Origin of the sequence: Thioalkalivibrio sp. ALE31 (assembly GCF_000377405.1) — a bacterium.
Lineage (GTDB): Bacteria > Pseudomonadota > Gammaproteobacteria > Ectothiorhodospirales > Ectothiorhodospiraceae > Thioalkalivibrio.
Genome location: NZ_KB905020.1, coordinates 722,850 through 743,179, shown reverse-complemented (window position 1 = coordinate 743,179; position 20,330 = coordinate 722,850). Strand labels below are relative to the sequence as shown.

The following is a 20,330-nucleotide window of genomic DNA, read 5'->3' as shown; positions in this document are numbered from 1 at the left end:
AATCCCTCCCTCTCCGCCAGATTCGAGCAAAGGGGCCTGCGTGGCCCCTTTTGCATGTTTGGCCCCGGAGGTGCCGGGATTCGAACCCGAGGAACAAGAACGCTGGTTCGACGGGTGACGCGGAGCGGCACCCGAGCGTCGCCGCAGGCGACGACCCGGAGGGCGAGGCACAACGTGCCGAGTAATCCCTCCCTCTCCGCCAGATTCGAGCAAAGGGGCCTGCGTGGCCCCTTTTGCATGTTTGGCCCCGGAGGTGCCGGGATTCGAACCTGAGGAACAAGAACGCTGGTTCGACGGGTGACGCGGAGCGGCACCCGAGCGTCGCCGCAGGCGACGACCCGGAGGCGAGGCACAACGTGCCGAGTAATCCCTCCCTCTCCGCCAGATTCAAGTAAAGGGGCCCCAGTGGCCCCTTTTGCATGTCTGGCATCAGCGCTCGGCATTCGGCTAATGAATGCGGTGGTTCGGCTGGTCCTGGTTCGTCCTCCGGTGTTTACGTGCCTTCGGCCGGCCGCCTGCCATGCGCTGACTCGCCAGCGCGCCCCGAGGTCCTTTCTTGCTTGCCCAAGAAAGGACCCAAAGAAGGGCACCCGGATTCCGCCCGGGAACCTCGCTCCGGACGCGCTGGGCCGGCGGCGCTGAACTCGCTGCGCCTTCGGCTTCGCTCAGACATCCAGCGCCTTCTCCCGGCCCATCACGCCCTCCGCGAGGGGCTCCATACGGGAGGGGAAGGTCAAGACAGAAGGTATTCCAGCCCCACGACACAACAACGGCCTTGCCGTCCGACAGCCCCCCCGGCGCCCGCTTGCGGGCGCGGCACGCAACGGCCGAAGGCCGAGCGTGCCCAAGATGCTCGAAGACCTAGCCTTCATCCACTGGCAAGACCGTCGGGATGGCCGTTGTCTTGACCTTGATCCCCCCGTTGTCGTCGCGCCGAGCGGAGAGGGTTTTCGCGGGACGATTCAAAATAGAAACGGGGGCGCTGGATGTCTGAGCGGAGCCGCAGGCGCAGCGAGTTCAGCGCCGCCCGCGAAAAGCCTCGGAGCGAGGGAAGCCCCGGCCCGCGCAGCGGGCCGGGGTCGCGGCAGTCGGGCGTGTTTCTTGGGTACTTCTTTGCACGAGCAAAGAAGTACCTCGCGGCGCGCTGGCGAGTCAGCGCCTGGCAGGCGGCGGACCGGAGGCACCGTAAACACAGGATGCCGAACCAGGCCCAGCCAACAATCGGCAGTATGCGGACCGAAGGCGCTGTAAACCCCAGAGGCCGAGCCAGGACCAGCCTCAACAAGGCAGGCGGCCGACCGAAGCCTTCCCGAACGAAGGCCGGTTGCGGGTCGAGCGGTTAATCGAGGCGCAGGGAGTAGTCGATCGCGTGGAGGTGCTTGGTCAGCGCACCCACGGAGATGTAGTCCACGCCGGTCGCCGCGATGGCCGCCAGGCTGTCGGCGGTGACTCCGCCGGAGGCCTCGGAGATCGCGCGGCCACGAATGAGCAGCACCGCAGTGGCCAGGTCGTCCAGCGACAACTCGTCGAGCATGATGACGTCGGCACCGGCGGCCAGGGCCTGGTCCACCTCGTCGAGGGTCTCGGTCTCCACCTCGACCCAGCGTCCGGCACCCAGGGTGCGGGCGCGCTCGACCGCGGCGGCGATGGAGCCGCATGCGGCGATGTGGTTTTCCTTGATCAGCACCGCATCCCACAGCGCCAGCCGGTGGTTGTAGCCGCCGCCGCAGCGCACCGCGTACTTCTGCCCATGCCGCAGCCCCGGAAGGGTCTTGCGGGTGTCCAGGACGCGGCTCTCGGTGCCTTCCAGGCGCGCGACCCAGCGCGCGGTCTCGCTGGCGGTTCCGGAGAGGGTCTGCAGCAGGTTCAGGGCCGCGCGTTCGGCGGCCAGGACGGCCCGGGCCGGCCCCTCGAGCGTCGCGATCACCCGGGGTTGGCCGTCCACGGCCACCCGGGCGCCCTCGGGTACCTGCCAGTCGATGCGGGTCTCCGGCGCGAGGCTGGTGAATACGCGCTCGAACCACGCCTGTCCGCAGACGATCGCGGGCTCCTTGAGCAGCAGCGTGGCGCGCGCGACGCGTTCGGCCGGGACCAGGGCGGCGGTCAGGTCGCCGTCCAGGCCGTTGGGGCCGAGGTCTTCCGAGAGGGCGGCCTCGACCTCGCGCACGAGCATGGCGGCATCGGGCCGCGCCGGACCCTGGGCGAACGGGTCGCTGGGGCCGCCGGCGACCGGGGCCTTATCCGTCATGACGATCCGGGATCGGGCGGTGGGCCACGTAGTCGTCGCGCAGCTTCTTCACCAGGCCGGCCAGGAGGATGAGCGCGATCAGGTTAGGTGCGGCCATGGCGATGTTGGCGATATCGGAGAAGTTCCAGACCACGCCCAGCGGGATGGTGGCCCCGATCACGATCAGGATGACGAACACGATGCGGTAGGGCATGACCGCGCGCTCGCCGAACAGGAAGTAGGCCGAGCGATCGCCGTAGTAGGACCAGGCGATCATGGTGGAGAAGGCAAACAGCATCAGACTGATACCCACCACCATGGCGCCGAACGGGCCCAGGGTGGAGCTGAAGGCGGTGGCGGTCAGGGAGGCACCCACGACGTCGTCGGCGCGGTCAATGTAGGCCCCGGTAACCACGATGGCCAGACCGGTCAGGGTGCAGACCACGATGGTATCGATAAACGGCTCGAGCATGGCCACCGAGCCCTCGCGTGGCGGATCGCCGTTCTTGGCCGCGGCATGCGCCATGGCCGAGGACCCCAGGCCCGCCTCGTTGGAGAACATGCCGCGCGCGACGCCGTACTGGATGGCGAGACCAATGGCCCCGCCACCGGCCGCCCAGGGGTTGAGCGCAAGGTTCAGGATGGTGGCGACCGCGGCCGGGACGGCATCGATGTTGGCGACGATCACCACGAAGGCACCCAGCATGTAGATCACGGCCATGAACGGGACGATGGTCGAGGCGATCATGGCGATGCGCTTGACGCCGCCGATGATGACCAGCGCCACGAGCACGGCCATGGTCAGGCCGATGATCAGGGCCATCCAGCCCATGATGTCGTCGTCCGCGCGCAGGTCCGGCACGATGAAGGTCAGGCCGTCGACCACGGAGTTGGCCTGCACCATGTTGCCGATACCGAACGAGGCGATCAGGGTGAAGGCGGCGAACAGGATCGCCAGCTTCTTCATCTTCAGGCCGTTGAGGAGCGTGAACATCGGGCCGCCGGCGATGCTGCCGTCCGGGGCGATCTCGCGGTAGCGCACCGCCAGGGTGGTCTCCGCGAACTTGGTCGCCATGCCGAAGAAGGCGGTGACCCACATCCAGAACAACGCCCCCGGGCCGCCCAGCGCGATGGCCGTGGCTACGCCGGCGATGTTCCCGGTCCCGATGGTGCCGGACAGCGCGGTGGAAAGCGCCTGGAACGGCGAGATCTGTCCGGTGCCGCCGGCCCGACCGTCCGACCCGCGCAGGGCACGCCAGCCCTCGCGGAAGGCCACGACCTGAACCAGACCCAGGCGGATGGTGAGATAGAGCCCCGTGCCCAGCAGGAGGATCAGGGTAATCGGGTTGCCCCAGAGAAGGCCGGCGGTGTCGCCGAGGAACTGGTCGATGGTGTCGAGCATCGGTGGGTCCTTGTAATCCGGGTGGGACGGCCGAAGTGCTGGCCGAAAACTCTACCGCGCACGGCCGTCGTTTACGATAGGTTGAGCGCACCGCGGCCATAGCCTGTGCCTGTGAAACCCGCAGGCGGCCCGGGAATCCATGGTAGAAACACCACGCCGTCAGGACGTTCAAGGATCGAGCATGAGCGAATCAAACGAGCCCGTTGTCGAATACGATCACGGCAATCCCGTCCCCCGGGTCTTCCTGATCGGGTCGCTGATCGCGCTGGCGGCCTTCATCTGGCTGGTCAGTCTGGTCTGGCCTTCGCTGGAAGAGCGGCTCGTCGGCCTGAGTACGCTGCAGATCGGCCTGCTGGCGAGCTTCGTGGCCGGGCTGATGACAGCCGTGGGCGCGCTTCCGATCTTCTTCCTGCGCCGGATCAGCCAGTCGGTGGAGGACGCGATGATGGGCTTCGGCGCCGGAGTGATGCTCTCCGCCACGGCCTTCGAGCTGGTTCTGCCGTCGGTGGAACAGGCCGAGCTGCAGTATGGCGGCGTGGGTATGGCGATTGTCGTTCTGGCGGTGGGCATGGCGCTCGGGGGCGGCGCGCTGCTCGCCCTGCACAAGTGCGTGCCGCATGAACACTTCCACATCGGCCCGCAAAGCGGGGCAGACCCCGCCAAGATCCGCCGTGTCTGGTTGTTTATCTTTGCCATCGCCCTGCACAACCTGCCCGAGGGGCTGGCCGTCGGCGTGGGTTTCGGGGGCGATGACGTCCGTGACGGGATCGCGCTGGCCATCGCGATCGGTCTGCAGAACATGCCGGAGGGGCTGGTGGTGGCGATCGCCTTGCTGTCGCTGGGCTACAGCAAGTGGGCCGCATTCGGGGTGACCCTGCTGACCGGGCTGGTGCAGCCGGTCGGTGGTCTGATCGGGGCCGGCGCCATCACGCTGATGGAGTTCCTGTTGCCCTGGGGGCTCGCCTTCGCGGCCGGGGCGATGCTGTTCGTCATCAGTCACGAGATCATCCCCGAGTCGCATCGCAAGGGGCACGAGGCGCAGGCGACGGTCGGCGTGCTGGTCGGTTTCGTCGTCCTGCTGGCGATCGACCTGGCGTTGTAGGGCATAGTCGCCACTGGCACCGTCATTGCGAGGCGCCGAAGGCGACGCGGCAACCTCCGGAAGCTGGCAGAGCGTCAGCATCCGCTGGTTTCGTAAGGAGGTTGCTTCGTCGCTGCGCTCCTCGCAATGACGGGTGCTCCACCCGGAAAGTCGCCGCCGGGCGTCCGGGCTTTCGCGCCGGAGATATTTTGGTCTACAATTAGTTTCGTCTGCGGGTGCCCGACAATGCCCGCACACCGTTCTGGAAGAGATCTGCGATCGCGAGTCGATTGGCAGACGCCGAAGGCGCAACATCCGCCCGGAATCGCTCAGGCTACAGGACCGGAACGGTGCAGGAGACACACTCTGGAGAGCGGCCGGAAACGGCCCACCGAAGGGGGCGGTCACGCAGTCCGGAAACGGATTGACGCGACGCAAACTCTCAGGTTTCAGGACAGAGGGGCGGCTGGCAGATAATCCCTGCTGGCCGCCCCTTTTTTTATGCCCGGCGCACGGCGACCGGGCCTCGCGGTTCCACCGGCGGCTGCCGGCGAATCGACCACGAAACGGACGCAAGGCGAGAATCAGATGACGACGTTGAAGACAACTCCGCTCCATGCCGCGCATCAGCGCGCGGGGGCCAAGCTGGTCGATTTCGCCGGCTGGGAGATGCCGCTGCACTACGGCTCCCAGATGGAGGAGCACAAGCGAGTGCGCGAATCCGCCGGGATGTTCGACGTGTCGCACATGCAGGTCGTGGATATCGATGGCCCGCAGGCGCAGGCCTTTCTGCGCTACCTGCTGGCGAACGACGTGGCCAAGCTGAAGACCGAGGGCCGCGCGCTGTACAGCTGCATGCTGAACGAGGCCGGCGGGGTGATCGATGACCTGATCATCTACTGGACCGGGGGCGCCAGTTACCGCGCGGTGGTCAATGCCGCCACTGCCGAGGGCGATATCGCCCACATGCAGAAGGTCGCGAAGGATTTCGATGTGAACGTCGAGCCGCGCCCGGAGTTCGCGCTGATCGCGATCCAGGGCCCGCAGGCGGTGGAGAAGACCCTGCCGCTGCTGCCGGATGACCTGCGTAGTGCCGGGGATCTCAAGCCGTTCTCCGCGGTCTGGAATGACACTTGGTTCGTCGCCCGCACCGGCTACACCGGCGAGGACGGTTTCGAGGTGATGCTGCCGGCCGAGGCCGCCGACGGTTTCTGGGAGAAGCTGAAGGCCGCCGGCGTTCACCCCATCGGTCTCGGCGCGCGCGACACCCTGCGCCTGGAGGCCGGCATGAATCTCTACGGCACGGATATGGATGACCAGACCAATCCGCTGACCGCGAACCTTGGCTGGACCATCGCGCTTAAGGATGCCGAACGCGATTTCATCGGCCGTGCGCCGATCGAGCGGTCGAAGGCCGAGGGCGTGCCGGAACGCATGGTCGGGTTGGTACTGGACGGGCGCGGGGTGCTGCGCGGCGGCACCCGCATCGAGACCGAGGCCGGCGACGGCGTGGTCACCTCCGGCAGCTTCTCGCCCAGCCTCGGGGTGTCGGTCGCCTTCGCGCGGATCCCGGCCGGGGTCGAGGCCGAGGAGCTGCACGCGGACATCCGCGGCCGCAAGCTGCCGGTGCGCGTGGTGAAGCCGGTGTTCGTCCGCAATGGCGAGCCGCAGATCGAACTGAATCGCTAACGAATTATTGCCTCATGCCGCGTGTGCCGGACTACACTGCGCAGGCGGGATCCAAACGAAAAAGGAAGACGTCATGAGCGAAGCACCGAAGGACCTGAAGTACACCAAGAGCCACGAGTGGGTGCGCAGCGAGGCCGATGGCAGCGTGACCGTGGGCATCACCGATCACGCGCAGGAACTGCTGGGTGATCTGGTGTTCGTCGAGGCCCCGGAAGCGGGCAGCAGCATCGAGGCGGGTTCGGCCTGTGCCACCGTGGAATCGGTCAAGGCCGCCTCGGATATCTATGCGCCGATCTCCGGCGAGGTGACCGAGGTGAACGAGGACCTGGCGGACAGCCCCGAGAAGGTCAACGAGTCCCCCTTCGAGGACGGCTGGCTGTTCAAGGTGAAGCCCTCCGATGCCGGTGAGCTGGACGCCCTGATGGACGCGGACGCCTATGCCGCGCACGTCGAGGCCGAATCCTGAGCGTAGCTGTGCATCATCGGTCCCGGCCGCGTCCGGCCGGGACCCAACCGAAGTTCGCCGCAATCGGCGAAAGCGAGACCTGACATGCCGTTTATCCCGCATACCGAAGAAGACATCCGCGCCATGCTCGACCGCATCGGTGCCGAATCCGTCGAGGACCTGTTCGACGAGATCCCCGCCGATCTGCGTTCGCCGCCGCTCACGGGGATCCCCGAGGGCGAGAACGAGATGGGGATCACCCGCCTGATGCAGGAGCGGGCGGCGAAGGACGGCATGCCATCGAATTTCATCGGGGCCGGTGCCTACGAGCACCATATCCCGGCCGCCGTGTGGCAGATCGCCACCCGTGGCGAGTTCTACAGCGCCTACACGCCGTACCAGGCGGAGGCCAGCCAGGGCACGCTGCAGCTGATCTACGAATACCAGACCATGATCAGCCGCCTGACCGGTATGGAGGTCTCCAACGCCTCCCTCTATGACGGCGCCTCCGCCCTGGCCGAGGCCGTGCTGATGGCGGTGCGCGTGAACCGCCGCTCCAAGGCCAAGCGCGTGCTGCTGCCGGGCGCGCTGCACCCGGACTACCGCAAGGTGGTCAGGACGCTGATCGGCAACCAGGGCATCGAGCTGGTGGAGCTGCCGTTCGACGAGACCACCGGCCAGACCCCGGTGGACGCCCTGGCGCCGTATGCCGACGAGGACGTCACCGCCATGGTGATCAGCCAGCCGAATTTCTTCGGCATCCTCGAGGATGTGGACGCCCTGACCGGCTGGGCCGAGGAGCGCGGCATCCCGGTGATCGCCGTGGTGAACCCGGTCTCGCTGGCGCTGCTGAAGCCGCCGGGCGAGTGGGGCACCAACGGCGTCGACATCGTGGTCGGCGAGGGTCAGCCACTGGGGGCGCCGCTGTCCTCCGGCGGGCCGTACTTCGGCTTCATGACCACCCTGAAGAAGCACATCCGGCAGATGCCGGGGCGGATCGTCGGCCGCGCCGAGGATGCCGACGGCAAGCCCGGCTTCGTGCTGACCCTGCAGGCGCGCGAGCAGCATATCCGCCGCTCCAAGGCGACCTCGAACATCTGCACCAACCAGGGCCTGGTGGTGACGGCCGCGACCATCCACATGTCCATGCTGGGTGACGAGGGTCTGACCCGCGTGGCCGAGGCCTGCTATGCCAATACCCACGCACTGGTGGAAAAGCTGGCGGCCAAGGGCATCAAGCCGCGCTTTACCGGCGAATACTTCCACGAAGTCGCGCTGGACTTCGGCGGCAATGCCGCCAGCCGCGTGCAGACCATGGCCGACGCCGGCGTGCTCGCGGGCTTCGAGCTGGGCCGCGACTACGCGCAGCTGGATGGCTGCGTGCTGGCCTGCGCCACCGAGACCAAGACCGAATCCGACCTCGAGCAGTACGTGACCACGTGGGAGCAGGCCGCCTGAGGCGGTTCGATTCCCCGTAACGACACCACGCGCCATACACACAACGCCGGGAGGCAACCATGGCCGAAATCAAGCTGCAAGGTAACCCGATCAACACCAACGGCGACCTGCCGCATGTGGGCTCGCCGGCCCCGGACTTCAAGCTGACCAACAAGGATCTGCAGGATGTCTCGCTGGCGGACTTCGGCGACAAGCGCAAGCTGATCTCCATCGTGCCCAGCCTGGACACGCCGGTCTGCGCCGATTCCACCAAGAAGTTCAACGAGATGGTGGCCAGCCGTCCGGATCTCGAGATCCTGATCGTCTCCGCCGATCTGCCGTTCGCGATGAGCCGCTTCTGCGCCGCCGAGAACCTCGAGCGGGTGACCGTGCTGTCGATGATGCGCGATCGCAACTTCGCCAAGGACTACGGCGTGCTGATCCAGGACGGCCCGCTGGCCGGGATCACCGCCCGCGGCGTGGTCGTGCTGGATACCGACAATCTGGTGATGCACGCCGAGCTGGTCTCCGAGATCGGCGACGAGCCGGACTACGACGCCGCGTTCGCGGCCCTGGATGACCGGGCCAACCTGAGCCCGACCCAGTAACCGGCGCGGAGAGCCACCGCGCCGCCGGTGGCCGGGCCCGTGCCCGGTCGCCGTCACCCGAATATGCAAGCGAGAAACCGCTATGAGCACCACAGACGCCTATCTGATCTTCGAACGTTCCCGCGCCGGTCGCTCGGCCGTCGCCCAGGCGCCGCGCGAGCATGCCGCGACCCGTATCCCCGCGAACCTGCAGCGCAAGTCCGCGCCGGGTCTGCCGGCTGCCTCGGAACTGGACGTGGTGCGGCATTACACGCGGTTGTCGCAGAAGAACTTCTCCATCGACACCGAGTTCTACCCGCTGGGCTCGTGCACGATGAAGTACAACCCGCGCGCCTGTAACAGCCTGGCGATGCTGCCCGGATTCCTGAACCGGCATCCGCACGCCCCGGCCAGCCACAGCCAGGGCTTCCTGCAGACCATGTTCGAGCTGCAGGAGATGCTGAAGGAAGTGACCGGCATGAAGGACGTGTCGCTGGCGCCGATGGCGGGTGCCCAGGGCGAGTACACCGGCGTGGCCATGATCCGCGCCTACCACGACGCCCGCGGCGATACCGAACGCCGCGAGATCATCGTCCCGGACGCCGCGCACGGCACCAACCCGGCGACTGCGATCATGTGCGGCTACGAGGTGCGCGAGATCCCCACCGACGAGACCGGCGACGTGGATATCGAGGCCCTGAAGGCCGCGGTGGGCCCGCAGACGGCCGGGATCATGCTGACCAATCCGTCCACCGTGGGCGTGTTCGAGCGGCGGATCTCCGAGATCGCGAAGATCGTCCATGACGCCGGCGGCCTGCTGTACTACGACGGCGCGAACCTGAACGCGATCCTTGGCAAGGTGCGCCCGGGGGACATGGGCTTCGACGTGATCCACATGAACCTGCACAAGACCTTCTCCACGCCGCATGGCGGGGGTGGTCCGGGTTCCGGTGCCGTGGGCGTCTCCGAGCGCCTGCTGCCGTTCATGCCGATCCCGCACGTGATCGAAGCGGAGCAGGGCGGTTACCGTTTTGCCGAGGAGTCCGACCGCCCGCAGAGCATCGGCCGCCTGTCCGCGTTTGCCGGTAATGCCGGCGTGCTGCTGCGCGCCTATGTGTACATGCGCATGCTGGGCCGCGAGGGCATGGTGCGGGTCTCCGAGTTTTCTACCCTGAACGCCAACTACCTGGCCCGGGAACTGGCCGCGGCCGGTTTCGATCTGGCCTATCCCAAGCGCCGCGCCACCCACGAGTTCATCGTCACGCTGAAGAAGCAGGCGAAGGAACGCGGCCTGACCGCGGGCGACGTCGCCAAGCGGCTTCTGGACCACGGTTACCACGCGCCGACGACCTACTTCCCGCTGCTGGTGCCGGAGTGCCTGCTGGTCGAGCCGACCGAGACCGAGTCGAAGGAGACGCTGGACGGCTTTGTCGAGGCGATGGCCTGCATCCTGGCCGAGTCGGAAAACGACATGGAAACGATCAAGAGCGCCCCGCACACGCTGCCCAATCGACGTTTCAACGAGGTGGCCGCGGCCAAGGCGCTGGATGTGGTATTCCAGCCCGCCGACGAGGGAGACGACAGCGCGCCCCGGACCGGGACCCACGGCTAGGGTCGGATCCACCCAGGGCGCTTCAGCGCCCCGCTCGAGACGCCCCCGCTCGCCGGGGGCGTTCTCGTTTTGCACGGCAGTAATCGCGATTTTGTAGGGTCAAGCAGAAACCAGACTCGGCATCTGGTAGTTTCTGGATTCAGTCTACTCAAGCACTGTCAGGCCCGAGGGCAGCCGGCACCGCGAGCGTGTGTCGATCAAGTCTCCGCCAAGAGAGACCAAGACGGGCAAGGAATGCAATCCAATGAGCGAGATTTGTGCCATCCACGGCTATGCGGCGCTGTTCGAACATGCGCCGGTGGGGCTGGCCGAGATGGATACCGAGGGGCGCATCCTGCGCGCCAATCCGCGGCTGGGCGCGCTGCTGGCCTGCGACCCGGCCGAACTGGCGGATGCACCCCTGCGGGCGCGCGTATTGCCGGACGACCGTGAACGGTGCGATGCCCACCGCCAGGCCCTGCTCGAAGGCGAGTGTGACAACTGCTGCTTCGAGGTGCGTCTGCTGGATGCCGCGGGCGGTGTGCGCTGGGTGGAGATGACGACCAGCCGTATCCCCGCCACGGAGGACTGCCCCGAGGCCCTGCTCGTGGTGGTCGCCGACATCGGCACGCGCAAGGCGGCCGAGCAGCGCACCGAGACCCTGCTGCGGGCCAGCCCGGCGGTGATCTATACCATGGACCCGTCGGACCTGGGCACCATGACCTGGCTCAGCCGCAACGTACAGACGGTGACCGGCTGGAGCCCGGAGCAGATCACGCGCGAGCCGGACTGGCTCGTCACCCATCTCGCCCCCGAGGATTACCGGCGCTGCGCAAGCCAGGTCAAGCGCTGGCTGGCGGAAGGCGCCCGCGGTTTCTGTCGCCTGAACTATCGCCAGCGCATGCCCGGCGGACACTGGCAGTGGCTGGAGGACCAGGTCACCGCGATCCGGGACGACCAGGGGGCGGTGATCGAGCTGATCGGCGCCTACCAGGACGTGGGCGCACGGGTGGAAACCGAGCGTCACCTCGAGAAGATCGCGCAGAACCTGCCAGGGGTGATCTATCAGTACCGCCAGTTCCCGGACGGGCATGCGGCGTTCCCGTATGCCAGCGAGGGGATCGTGGATATCTACGGGGTCACGCCCGAGGCGGTGATGCGCGACGCCCGCTGTGTCTTCGAGGTGATCCATCCCGAGGACGTGGATCGGGTGCGGGCGAGCATCGAGGCGTCCATGCGCTGCCTGGCGCCCTGGCGCCAGCGCTACCGGGTGTGTCATCCCGAGCGTGGCGAGATCTGGCTGGAAGGGCATTCCAGCCCCGAGGCCCTGGACGACGGCAGTGTGCTGTGGCACGGCGTGATCCTGGATATCTCCGAGCGAGTGCACGCCGAGGAGGCGCTCCATCTGCGCGAGCGCGAACTGGCCGAGGCCCAGCGGATTGCCCACATCGGCAACTGGGTGTCGGACTTCGTGCGCAACGAGATTCGCTGGTCCGACGAGGTCTTCCGGATCTTCGGCCTGCGTCGCGGCCAGTGGGGCGGGACGCACGAGGCCTTCATGCAGTCCGTCCATCCCGACGATCGCGACCGTATCCAGGCCGAGGTGGATGCGGCGATGGCCGGGGAAGGAACGTTCGATACCATCCATCGCGTGTTGCGCCCCGGCGGCGAGGAACGCGTGGTGCACGAGCGCGGCTACGTCGAATTCGCCGAGGACGGCCGGGCCTTGCGCATGATCGGGACGGTGCAGGACATCACCGAGCGTCACCAGCTGGAGCGCGAGCAGCGCCTGCTGGCGGCGACCTTCGACAGCAGTCAGGCGATCTTCATCACCGACGTCGAGGGGACGATCCAGCGTGTCAACGCCACCTTCACCGAGCTGACCGGCTTCACCGAGGCCGATGCGCTGGGCCGGAACCCCCGGATCATGAACTCCGGCCGCCAGGACCGCAGCTTCTACGAGGAGATGTTTCGGGCCGTGCGCGAGCAGGGGCACTGGTCGGGCGAGGTATGGAACCGGCGCAAGGACGGCCGCGTCTTCCCGCTGCACGAGATCGTGACCGCGATCCGGGATGCCAACGGGGCGATCGAGTACTACGTCGCCATGTTTCACGATATCTCGCGGCAGAAGGAGCTGGAGGCGGCGCTGGAACACCAGGCCTTCTACGATCCGCTGACCGATGCGGCCAATCGCGGCCACTTCGAGGCCCTGCTGGAACAGGAGGCCCGGCGCGCCGATCGCTATGCAGATCCCTGCTCGCTGGTGATGCTGGACCTGGACCATTTCAAGCGGATCAACGACACCCATGGCCATGATGTCGGGGACGAGGTGCTCCGGCGCGTGGTCGCCACCACGAGCGATCGGCTGCGCCAGGCCGATGTGCTGGGTCGCTGGGGCGGGGAGGAGTTCATGGTCCTGCTCCCGAGCACGAAGGCCGAGGCGGCCTGTCGCCTGGCGGAGGACCTGCGGCGCCAGGTGGCCGCGCTGGAGTTGCCCCATGTGGGGTCGGTGACCATCAGTCTGGGGGTGGCCCAATGTCGCCCGGGCGAGGCGATCAAGGACTGGATCAAGCGCGCGGACGACGCGATGTACCGGGCCAAGCACTCCGGGCGGAATCAGGTGGTGCGACGCGATTGAACGACCATGGACGCCGAGCCGGAGCGGGGGACGCGCCGGCAGAATCCGGGCGTGACGGTCTGTTCGATCGCGCGGCCGTGGGGTTGCTGTATCTGGACGCGAACGGTCGCGTGCGGGCCGCCAACGCGCGCCTGGCGGACTGGCTGGGCTGTGCCCCGGAGGATCTCGAGGGACAGTCGCTGGCCGAGTGTGTCCCCGAGGACGCGCGCAAGGCCCTGCGCGATGCGCTGGCCCGCGCCGGAGCGGGCGAAGTCACCCTGGACCTGGAGCTTGCGGCCCCGGGTGATCGAGGTGTAGCGCCGATGGCCTGCACGGTCGTGCTGGCGCCCGATCCGGACGGGTGGCTGGCCACGGTGCAGCGCCGGGAGCCGGGCGACTCCGCGGCCCGGGTCTACGAGCAGACCTTTACCGCCAATACCGCGCCGAAGCTGCTGATCGATCCCGAGGACGGTGCCATCGTGGATGCCAACCCCGCCGCGGAGGCCTTTTATGGCTATTCGGTCGCGCGGCTCAAGGCGATGCATATCCACGAGATCAATACGCTGTCGGCGGCCGAGGTACGCGCCGAGATGGCCCGGGCGGCGCGCGAGGAGCGCCGGTTCTTCCGCTTCCGGCACCGCGTCTGCGGTGGCGACGTGCGCGATGTCGAGGTGTATTCGGGTCCGGTGGTGCTGGACGGCCGGCGCTACCTCTACTCGATCATCCACGATGTCTCGGAGACCCGCCGCTACGAACGCGAGCTGGAGTTCTACGGGGTGGCGTTCGGCCGGCTGCCGGTGGGCGTCTACCGCAATACACCGGGGCCGGAGGGCCGCTTCGTGCGGCTCAACCCGGCGATGGTGGAGCTGTTCGAGGCCGCGACCGAGACCGAGCTGCGATCGACGCCGGTCCGCGAGCTCTACCGGGACCCTGCCGAGCGGACGGCGCTCAGTCGCGATCTGGCGGCGTACGGGCGGGTGGTCGGACGCGAGGTGGATCTGAAGACGCTGCGGGGGCGCCCCTTCCGCGCCCGAATTAGCGCCTACCGGACCGAGGATGCGGACGGTCAGTGTGTGTTCGACGGGGTGATCGAGGACATCACCGAGCTGCGCGCGGCCGAGGCGTTCCAGACGCGCCTGCTGGCAAGCCTTGCCGAAGGCGTATTCGGGCTGGATCGCTATGGCCGTTACACCTTCCTGAATCCGGCGGCCTGCCGTCTGCTGGGTTTCGAACGGGAGCTGGATGCCCTGGGGCAGGAATCGCATTCGACCAACCATCACGTGCTGGCAGATGGGACGCCCTACCCGCCAGAGGCCTGTCCCATCTACCGCGTCCTCGAGACGGGCAGGCCACTGGAGGCCTGGGATGATCACTTCGTGCGCACCGACGGGAGCCTGTTCCCGGTCAGTGTGTTTGCCGCACCCACATTCGACGTGTCCGGTCGGGTGGACGGCGCCGTGGTCTCGTTCCAGGACCAGACGGCCCGGCGCGAGCGCGAGGCCCACCTGCTGAAGGCGACCGGTCATCTGCCGGGTGCGATCTACCAGTACCGGCTGTATCCGGACGGTCGTCATGAATTCCCGTTTGTCAGCGAGGGTGCGCAGCGGGTGTACGGGGTTTCTCCCGATCTCATCCAGGAGGACGCGGATGCCGCCTTTGCCCGGGTCGATCCAGACGACCTTCCGCGTATCCAGGCGAGCATCGAGGAGTCGGCGCGCACCATGGGCCCCTGGCAGGTCCGTTATCGCGTACGTCATCCACTGCGCGGGACGCTCTGGGTCGAGGGTCGCGCGACCCCGGAGGCACCGCGCCCGGATGGCAGCATCGTCTGGCACGGGGTGATGATCGACATCTCCGAGCAGGTAGCTATGGAGGACGCCCTGCGCGCGCGGGGCGAGGAGCTTGCCGCGGCACAGCGCATCGCGCACATGGGGAGCTGGGTCTGGGACATCGCGGCCGATCGCACACACTGGTCGGACGAGGTCTACCGTCTCTTCAGTCTGCGCAAGGAAGATCAGGAGGCGAACTACGCGGGATTCCTGCAGGCCGTGCACCCGGACGACCGCGATCGCGTGGCCGCGACGGTCGAGGCCTCGCTGGAGAGTGGTGAGTACGACATCCATTTCCGGATCGTGCGCCCCGACGGGCGCGAGCGCGTAGTCCATGCACGCGGATCGACGCAACACGATGCAGGGGGCAAACCCTGTCGCATGATGGGGACCGTGCAGGACGTGACGGAACGCCACGCGTTGGAGGAGAACCTGCGCCGGCTGGTCGGCATCCTGGAGTCCACTCCGGACGTGGTCGCGATGCACGGCCCGGCCGGCAACATGCTGTTCCTGAATGGTGCCGGGCGGCGTCTGTTCGGCCTGCCCCTGTCCTCCGGGGAGCCCTGGGATCCCGAAGGCGGCTGGAACAGCCGCGATCTGCCGGCCGAAACGGGCTCTCTGGAGACCGCGATTCGGCGGTTCCACCCGCCCTGGGCGGCCGACCAGATCCTCCAGGAGGCCGCACCCGTCGCGATGCGGGACGGGGTCTGGGAAGGGGAGACCGCGATACTCGACGCCCAGGGTCGGGAGGTGCCAGTGTCGCAGGTGATTGTCGTACGCCGCGATGGCCACGGGGATGTGCGACAGATCTCCACCATCCTGCGCGACATCTCGCAGCGCAAGGCGGTCGAAGAGGCCCTGCGCGAGAGTGAGCAGCGATTCCGCCAGCTGGCCGGCTCGGTCAACGAGGTCTTCTGGCTCCAGGACGCGGACTCCATCCTGTACGTGAACCCGGCCTACGAGCGGGTCTGGGGCTACAGTCGTGAACATCTGTTGCGCGATCCGGCGGCGATGCTGGAGGCGGTACACCCGGAGGACCGGGTACGGGTGGAATCCGTTTTTCTGGCGCAGCCACTGTGGAATGCCCGGACCGACGAGACTTTCCGGATCCGGCGGCCGGATGGGGAGCAACGCTGGGTGCGCGTCCACCGCTATCCGGTGACGGATCCGGAGGGTCACGTTACCCGAGTCGCGGGCACCGCCGTCGATATCACCGAACTCAAGACCACGCAGATGGAGCTGGAGCGCAATCAGGCTGAATTGGAGCGTCAGGCGTTTTACGACCGTCTGACCGGTGTCGCCAACCGGCGGTACTTCGAAAGCCTGCTGGACCGCGAACTCCGGCGTGCCGAACGCTATGGACAGGCCTTTTCCCTAGTGATGTTCGATCTTGATCATTTCAAGGCCGTCAACGATACCTATGGCCATGCCACCGGGGATGTCGTGTTGCAGGACGTCACCCGGGTGGCGGGCGAGCGCCTGCGCGCTTCGGATGTGCTGGGGCGCTGGGGCGGCGAGGAATTCATGGTCCTGCTGCCGGGGGACGACGCGGAGGCGGGTGCACGGGTCGCCGAATCGATCCGCGCACGCGTGGCCGAATATGCCTTCCCCGAGGTGGGCCGCGTGACCATCAGCCTCGGGGTGGCGGCCTTCACCTTTGGCGAACCGCGCAGTGACCTGTTGCGCCGGGTCGACGAGGCGCTTTACCGGGCAAAGCGCGAGGGTCGCAACCGGGTGGCGATCGCGGACCCGCCGGCAGGTTCGGTCGTCCGGACCGGGGACGAACCCGATGGCGCATAGCGGGCGTCGCGGCTTGAGTCGGGTGTGGCACGCCTTCGGGTATTCCTGGCGCGGGCTGCGCGAGGCATTCCGTCACGAGGCCGCCTTTCGCCAGGAGCTGGCGCTGGCGGTCGTGCTCCTGCCCCTGGCGATGGTGCTGGGGCAGGATGGCGTCGAACGCGCATTGCTGGCGGGCAGCGTGCTGCTGATCCTGGTGGTGGAACTGCTGAACTCGGCGGTGGAGGCGGCGATCGACCGCTTCGGCGACGGGCATCACCCGTTGTCGGCGCGGGCCAAGGATATTGCTTCGGCCGCCGTGCTGGTCAGCTTCCTGCTGGCGGCACTGGTCTGGGGCCTGGTCCTGCTCTGATCGTCGGGGCATCCGCGCCGCTGGCCTGGCTCATCCCGGCCGTAGCGAAGTGTAGAGCCGGGATCTCTGGCGCAGGAGGTACTACGAGGCGCGAGGCTCCGGGGTCACCGCTGCGCGGTGCCCGGGATGGCGGACGCGGGGCGTGTGGCGATCAGCGAGCGTCCGCCGCCATGCAGTCGGTGAAGCCGTCGGCCAGGCCCTGCATCAGGTCGAACCAGGCATCCGGGCCCGGCTCCAGTTCCGCCCCGATGGGGTCGAGCATGCCGAGGTGGGTGTCCGTACCCTCGACCACGGTCTCGGCGAGGGCCGGGCGGAACTGGGGTTCAGTGAACAGGCAGGTGACATCGCCCTCGGCCAGGCGCGTGCGCAGTTCGGACAGTCGGCGCGCCCCGGGCATGCGCGACGGGTCGACGCTGATGGAGCCGGCCGCGTTCAGGCCGTAGTGCCGCTCGAAGTACTGGTAGGCGTCGTGGAACACCATGAAGCGCTGGTCGCGCACCGGCGCCAGTTGTTCGGCGATCCCGGCATCCAGGTCTTTGATGCGCTGGAGCGAGCGATCCCGGTTGTCGCGGATGGTGGCGGCCTGGTCCGGGTCGTGTTCCGCGAGGCGGTCGGCCAGTTGTTCGACGACGGCCGTCGCCACAGCCGGCGACAGCCACAGGTGGCTGTCGACACCGCCGTGCGCGTGCCCGTGCCCGTGCCCGTGGTCGTGGTCATGCTCGCCGTGCCCGTGCCCGTGCCCGTGCCCGTGCCCGTGGTCGTCCGACCCGTGTGCATCGGGGGCATGCTCGTCATGGGTGTGTCCGTGGTCCCCGTGCTCGTGGTCCCCGTGTTCGTGGTCCCCGTGTTCGTGGTCAGCGTGGTCGTGTTCATGCCTGTCGAGCGCTTCGTGGTGATCGCCGCGCGCGTCATGTCCGTGGTCGCCATGGTCGTGATGACCTTCCCATACGCCGCCGCTACGGCCTTCCAGCAGGTCCAGGTCGAGGTCGTGCATCAGGCTGATCACGGTAGCGCGGTCGGAGATCCCGCGCAGCGGCCGCTCGAGGAAGCCTTCCAGCTCCGGGCCGACCCAGATGACCACGTCGGCCTGTTGCAGGCGGCGCGCCTCGGAAGGCCGCATCGCGTAGCCGTGGGGCGATGCGCTGGCCGGGACGAGCAGTTCGACCTCGTGGGTATCGCCGGCCAGTGCGGTAACCAGACTGTGGATGGGTAGAATCGAAGTGACGATGCGCGGCGCGTCCGCCTGAGCGGGAACGGTCAGCCCCGGCAGCAACGCCAGGGCCAGCAGCAGGGCGGGGAAGATCGGACGGCGAAAGGCGGAACGCATGGGCGGATTCTCCATCGGGGCTATCAACGTTATACTATACCAACATGATCCGAAAAAGCCCTTCCCAGCCCGCTGCAGCGGAAATCGACGCATCGCCCTTGCTGGCGGCCCGTGACGTATCGCTGGAGCGTGCGGGTCGGGTGATCCTGGATCAGGTCTCCGTCCAGGTGCGACCGGCCGAGGTGACGGTGGTGATCGGCCCCAACGGAGCTGGCAAGACCTCTCTGCTGCGCGTCCTGCTGGGGCTGTGGAAACCGGGGCGGGGTCGGGTGCAGCGCCGACGCGGCCTGCGCATCGGCTACATGCCCCAGCGCCTGCAGATCGAGCCGGTGTTGCCGCTGTCGGTGCAGCGCTTTCTGACATTGCGCCAGCGGGCCCCGGAGGCGGTGCTGCGGGAACGGCTCGAACGGGTGGGGGTGCCGCACCTGCTGCACAAGCCCGTGCAGTCGCTCTCCGGGGGAGAGATGCAGCGGGTACTGCTCGCCCGCGCGCTGCTCAATCGACCGAACCTGCTCGTGCTGGACGAACCGGCTCAGGGGGTGGATATCGCCGGCCAGGGCGAGGTGTTCAAGCTGATCGACGATATCCGCCACGAGACGGGTTGCGGGGTGCTGATGGTCTCGCACGACCTGCACCTGGTGATGGCGGGGGCGGATGCGGTGATCTGCCTGAACCAGCATGTGTGCTGTACCGGGCGGCCGGAAGAAGTATCGCGGCACCCGGAATACCAGCGCCTGTTCCCGGAGTCGGACATGCAGGGCATCGGGGTCTACCGGCACGATCACGACCACGTGCATGACGTGGCCGGGGAGGTGCATGAGCATCACGCCGGCTGTGCCCATGGTCGGCCGTCAGGCCCCGGCGGAGGCGGGTCCCGATGATGGAAGGGCTGCTCGACGACTTCCTGGTGCGCGCGCTGCTGGCGGGCCTGATGGTAGCGGCTGTGGCCGGGCCGCTGGGGGCCTTCGTGGTCTGGCGGCGCATGGCCTATTTTGGCGATACCGTGTCGCATTCGGCCCTGCTCGGCGTGGCCCTCGGGGTGTTGCTGGGGCTGAACCTGAACCTGATGGTCACGCTGGTATGCGTGGCCATCGCGATCCTGCTGGTGCTGCTGCAGCGCCGCCAGGAACTGGCTGCGGACACGCTGCTCGGGATCCTCGCGCACAGCGCGCTGTCGCTGGGGATCGTCGCGATCACCTTTATCGAGGGGCTGCGGGTGGACCTGATGGCCTACCTGTTCGGCGACATCCTCGCGGTCGGGACCGGGGACCTGCTGTCGATCGCCATTGGCGGTGCCGTGGCCCTGCTGCTGCTGATCGTCCTGTGGCGCCCGCTGCTGGCGCTGACGGTGCACGAGGAGCTGGCGCAGGTGGAGGGGGTACCGGTGCTGCTGGTACGGCTGGGCCTGATGCTGCTGATCGCGCTGGTGATCGCGGCGGCGATGCAGGTCGTCGGGGTGTTGCTGATCACCGCGCTGATGATCATCCCGGCCGCCAGTGCAAGGCGCTTCGCCACAACCCCCGAGCAGATGGCGATCCTTGCCGGCATCATCGGCATGCTGGCAGTGGGGGCCGGGCTGTGGGGTTCGTTCCAGTACGACACGCCGACTGGCCCGACCATCGTGGTTGCCGCGATGCTCGGCTTCATCCTGGTGCATCTGCTGCCGGGCCGCCTGATCCCCCATTTCGGCGGCCGCTGAACCCCTTTGTATTCACCACGAAGCACACGAAGGCACGAAGAAAGGCCAGGTCAAAAGCAAAAAGCTTGAACAGGAAGAAAGGAAGTCAGGAAGGATTCTGAAATGGGTCTGTCCCTGCGGTGCGGGCCTGCGCACGCTGGTTAGCCCTGATTCATATCATCCTTCAAATCTTCTCATCTTCCTGTTAACGCCCTTGACCTAGCTTTTCTTCGTGCCTTCGTGTGCTTCGTGGTGAACAAAAAGGGCGCCA

The 20,330-nt window shown here is 67.4% G+C and carries 15 protein-coding genes, 1 other RNA gene and 2 riboswitches; of the genes, 12 read left to right on the top strand and 4 right to left on the bottom strand.

All coding sequences use genetic code 11. The features are described 5' to 3' along the window. The first annotated feature begins 56 nt into the window (after positions 1–56). Positions 57–202, top strand: a non-coding RNA gene (locus D103_RS13720) — RtT sRNA. A 463-nt stretch (positions 203–665) separates the two neighbouring features. On the opposite strand, the gene D103_RS14265 is transcribed toward D103_RS13720, so the two are convergent. The 3 genes from D103_RS14265 to D103_RS0103425 form a co-directional block, all read right to left on the bottom strand. Beyond that, positions 666–872, bottom strand: coding sequence for a hypothetical protein (locus D103_RS14265; RefSeq protein ID WP_081618353.1), 207 nt, complete (start codon positions 870–872; stop codon positions 666–668). Positions 873–1,339: 467 nt separating this feature from the next. Then, positions 1,340–2,248: a carboxylating nicotinate-nucleotide diphosphorylase gene (gene nadC / locus D103_RS0103430; RefSeq protein ID WP_018875835.1), complete on the bottom strand. Its 909-nt coding sequence runs from the start codon at positions 2,246–2,248 to the stop codon at positions 1,340–1,342. Continuing rightward, a complete protein-coding gene (locus tag D103_RS0103425) occupies positions 2,238–3,629 on the bottom strand; it encodes a sodium:alanine symporter family protein (RefSeq protein ID WP_018875834.1) in 1,392 nt (463 codons plus the stop codon). The genes nadC and D103_RS0103425 overlap by 11 nt, the downstream gene beginning before the upstream one ends. A 181-nt stretch (positions 3,630–3,810) precedes the next feature. Between D103_RS0103425 and D103_RS0103420 the strand changes: the two genes are divergently transcribed. The 9 genes from D103_RS0103420 to D103_RS0103380 all read left to right on the top strand — a co-directional run bounded on the left by D103_RS0103420 (position 3,811) and on the right by D103_RS0103380 (position 17,054). Further along, complete coding sequence (locus D103_RS0103420) at positions 3,811–4,731, top strand: ZIP family metal transporter (RefSeq protein WP_018875833.1); 921 nt, start codon at positions 3,811–3,813, stop codon at positions 4,729–4,731. Positions 4,732–4,963: 232 nt separating this feature from the next. Next, positions 4,964–5,065: riboswitch (glycine riboswitch) on the top strand. Between the two features lies 1 nt (position 5,066). Then, positions 5,067–5,178: riboswitch (glycine riboswitch) on the top strand. A gap of 120 nt (positions 5,179–5,298) precedes the next feature. After that, positions 5,299–6,399, top strand: coding sequence for a glycine cleavage system aminomethyltransferase GcvT (gene gcvT, locus D103_RS0103415; RefSeq protein WP_018875832.1), 1,101 nt, complete (start codon positions 5,299–5,301; stop codon positions 6,397–6,399). A gap of 73 nt (positions 6,400–6,472) precedes the next feature. Beyond that, complete coding sequence (gene gcvH / locus D103_RS0103410; protein ID WP_018867861.1) at positions 6,473–6,865, top strand: glycine cleavage system protein GcvH; 393 nt, start codon at positions 6,473–6,475, stop codon at positions 6,863–6,865. A gap of 84 nt (positions 6,866–6,949) precedes the next feature. Then, a complete protein-coding gene (gene gcvPA / locus D103_RS0103405) occupies positions 6,950–8,302 on the top strand; it encodes an aminomethyl-transferring glycine dehydrogenase subunit GcvPA (protein WP_018867860.1) in 1,353 nt (450 codons plus the stop codon). Positions 8,303–8,361: 59 nt separating this feature from the next. Next, positions 8,362–8,889, top strand: coding sequence for a thiol peroxidase (gene tpx, locus D103_RS0103400; protein ID WP_018867859.1), 528 nt, complete (start codon positions 8,362–8,364; stop codon positions 8,887–8,889). A gap of 82 nt (positions 8,890–8,971) precedes the next feature. Further along, positions 8,972–10,480 carry an aminomethyl-transferring glycine dehydrogenase subunit GcvPB gene (gcvPB, locus tag D103_RS0103395; protein WP_018875831.1) on the top strand — a complete coding sequence of 503 codons (1,509 nt, stop codon included), beginning with the start codon at positions 8,972–8,974 and terminating at the stop codon, positions 10,478–10,480. Positions 10,481–10,724: 244 nt separating this feature from the next. After that, entirely contained in the window at positions 10,725–13,097 is a 2,373-nt protein-coding gene (locus D103_RS0103390; RefSeq protein WP_018875830.1) for a PAS domain-containing protein, read from the top strand. Further along, positions 13,094–16,705, top strand: a complete 3,612-nt coding sequence (locus D103_RS0103385) for a PAS domain S-box protein (RefSeq protein ID WP_018875829.1) — start codon at positions 13,094–13,096, stop codon at positions 16,703–16,705. The genes D103_RS0103390 and D103_RS0103385 overlap by 4 nt, the downstream gene beginning before the upstream one ends. After that, a complete protein-coding gene (locus D103_RS0103380) occupies positions 16,695–17,054 on the top strand; it encodes a diacylglycerol kinase (protein WP_028484892.1) in 360 nt (119 codons plus the stop codon). The genes D103_RS0103385 and D103_RS0103380 overlap by 11 nt, the downstream gene beginning before the upstream one ends. Positions 17,055–17,205: 151 nt before the next feature. Here the strand turns inward: D103_RS0103380 and znuA are convergent, their stop codons facing one another. Continuing rightward, positions 17,206–18,381: a zinc ABC transporter substrate-binding protein ZnuA gene (gene znuA / locus D103_RS0103375; protein WP_018875827.1), complete on the bottom strand. Its 1,176-nt coding sequence runs from the start codon at positions 18,379–18,381 to the stop codon at positions 17,206–17,208. A 98-nt stretch (positions 18,382–18,479) separates the two neighbouring features. Here znuA and D103_RS0103370 point away from each other — a divergent pair, with 98 nt between their 5' ends. Both D103_RS0103370 and znuB read left to right on the top strand, forming a co-directional pair. Continuing rightward, on the top strand, positions 18,480–19,262 hold the full coding sequence (locus D103_RS0103370) for an ATP-binding cassette domain-containing protein (RefSeq protein WP_018875826.1): 783 nt from the start codon (positions 18,480–18,482) through the stop codon (positions 19,260–19,262). Further along, the gene (znuB, locus tag D103_RS0103365) at positions 19,259–20,080 is read left to right on the top strand and encodes a zinc ABC transporter permease subunit ZnuB (protein ID WP_018875825.1); all 822 of its coding nucleotides are present in this window, start codon (positions 19,259–19,261) and stop codon (positions 20,078–20,080) included. The genes D103_RS0103370 and znuB overlap by 4 nt, the downstream gene beginning before the upstream one ends. Positions 20,081–20,330: the final 250 nt, after the last annotated feature.

Coding starts and splice junctions, on each gene's coding strand:
- D103_RS14265 (WP_081618353.1), bottom strand. CDS start 872: ATGAAGGCTAGGTCTTCGAGCATCTTGGGCACGCTCGGCCTTCGGCCG.
- nadC (WP_018875835.1), bottom strand. CDS start 2,248: ATGACGGATAAGGCCCCGGTCGCCGGCGGCCCCAGCGACCCGTTCGCC.
- D103_RS0103425 (WP_018875834.1), bottom strand. CDS start 3,629: ATGCTCGACACCATCGACCAGTTCCTCGGCGACACCGCCGGCCTTCTC.
- D103_RS0103420 (WP_018875833.1), top strand. CDS start 3,811: ATGAGCGAATCAAACGAGCCCGTTGTCGAATACGATCACGGCAATCCC.
- gcvT (WP_018875832.1), top strand. CDS start 5,299: ATGACGACGTTGAAGACAACTCCGCTCCATGCCGCGCATCAGCGCGCG.
- gcvH (WP_018867861.1), top strand. CDS start 6,473: ATGAGCGAAGCACCGAAGGACCTGAAGTACACCAAGAGCCACGAGTGG.
- gcvPA (WP_018867860.1), top strand. CDS start 6,950: ATGCCGTTTATCCCGCATACCGAAGAAGACATCCGCGCCATGCTCGAC.
- tpx (WP_018867859.1), top strand. CDS start 8,362: ATGGCCGAAATCAAGCTGCAAGGTAACCCGATCAACACCAACGGCGAC.
- gcvPB (WP_018875831.1), top strand. CDS start 8,972: ATGAGCACCACAGACGCCTATCTGATCTTCGAACGTTCCCGCGCCGGT.
- D103_RS0103390 (WP_018875830.1), top strand. CDS start 10,725: ATGAGCGAGATTTGTGCCATCCACGGCTATGCGGCGCTGTTCGAACAT.
- D103_RS0103380 (WP_028484892.1), top strand. CDS start 16,695: ATGGCGCATAGCGGGCGTCGCGGCTTGAGTCGGGTGTGGCACGCCTTC.
- znuA (WP_018875827.1), bottom strand. CDS start 18,381: ATGCGTTCCGCCTTTCGCCGTCCGATCTTCCCCGCCCTGCTGCTGGCC.
- znuB (WP_018875825.1), top strand. CDS start 19,259: ATGATGGAAGGGCTGCTCGACGACTTCCTGGTGCGCGCGCTGCTGGCG.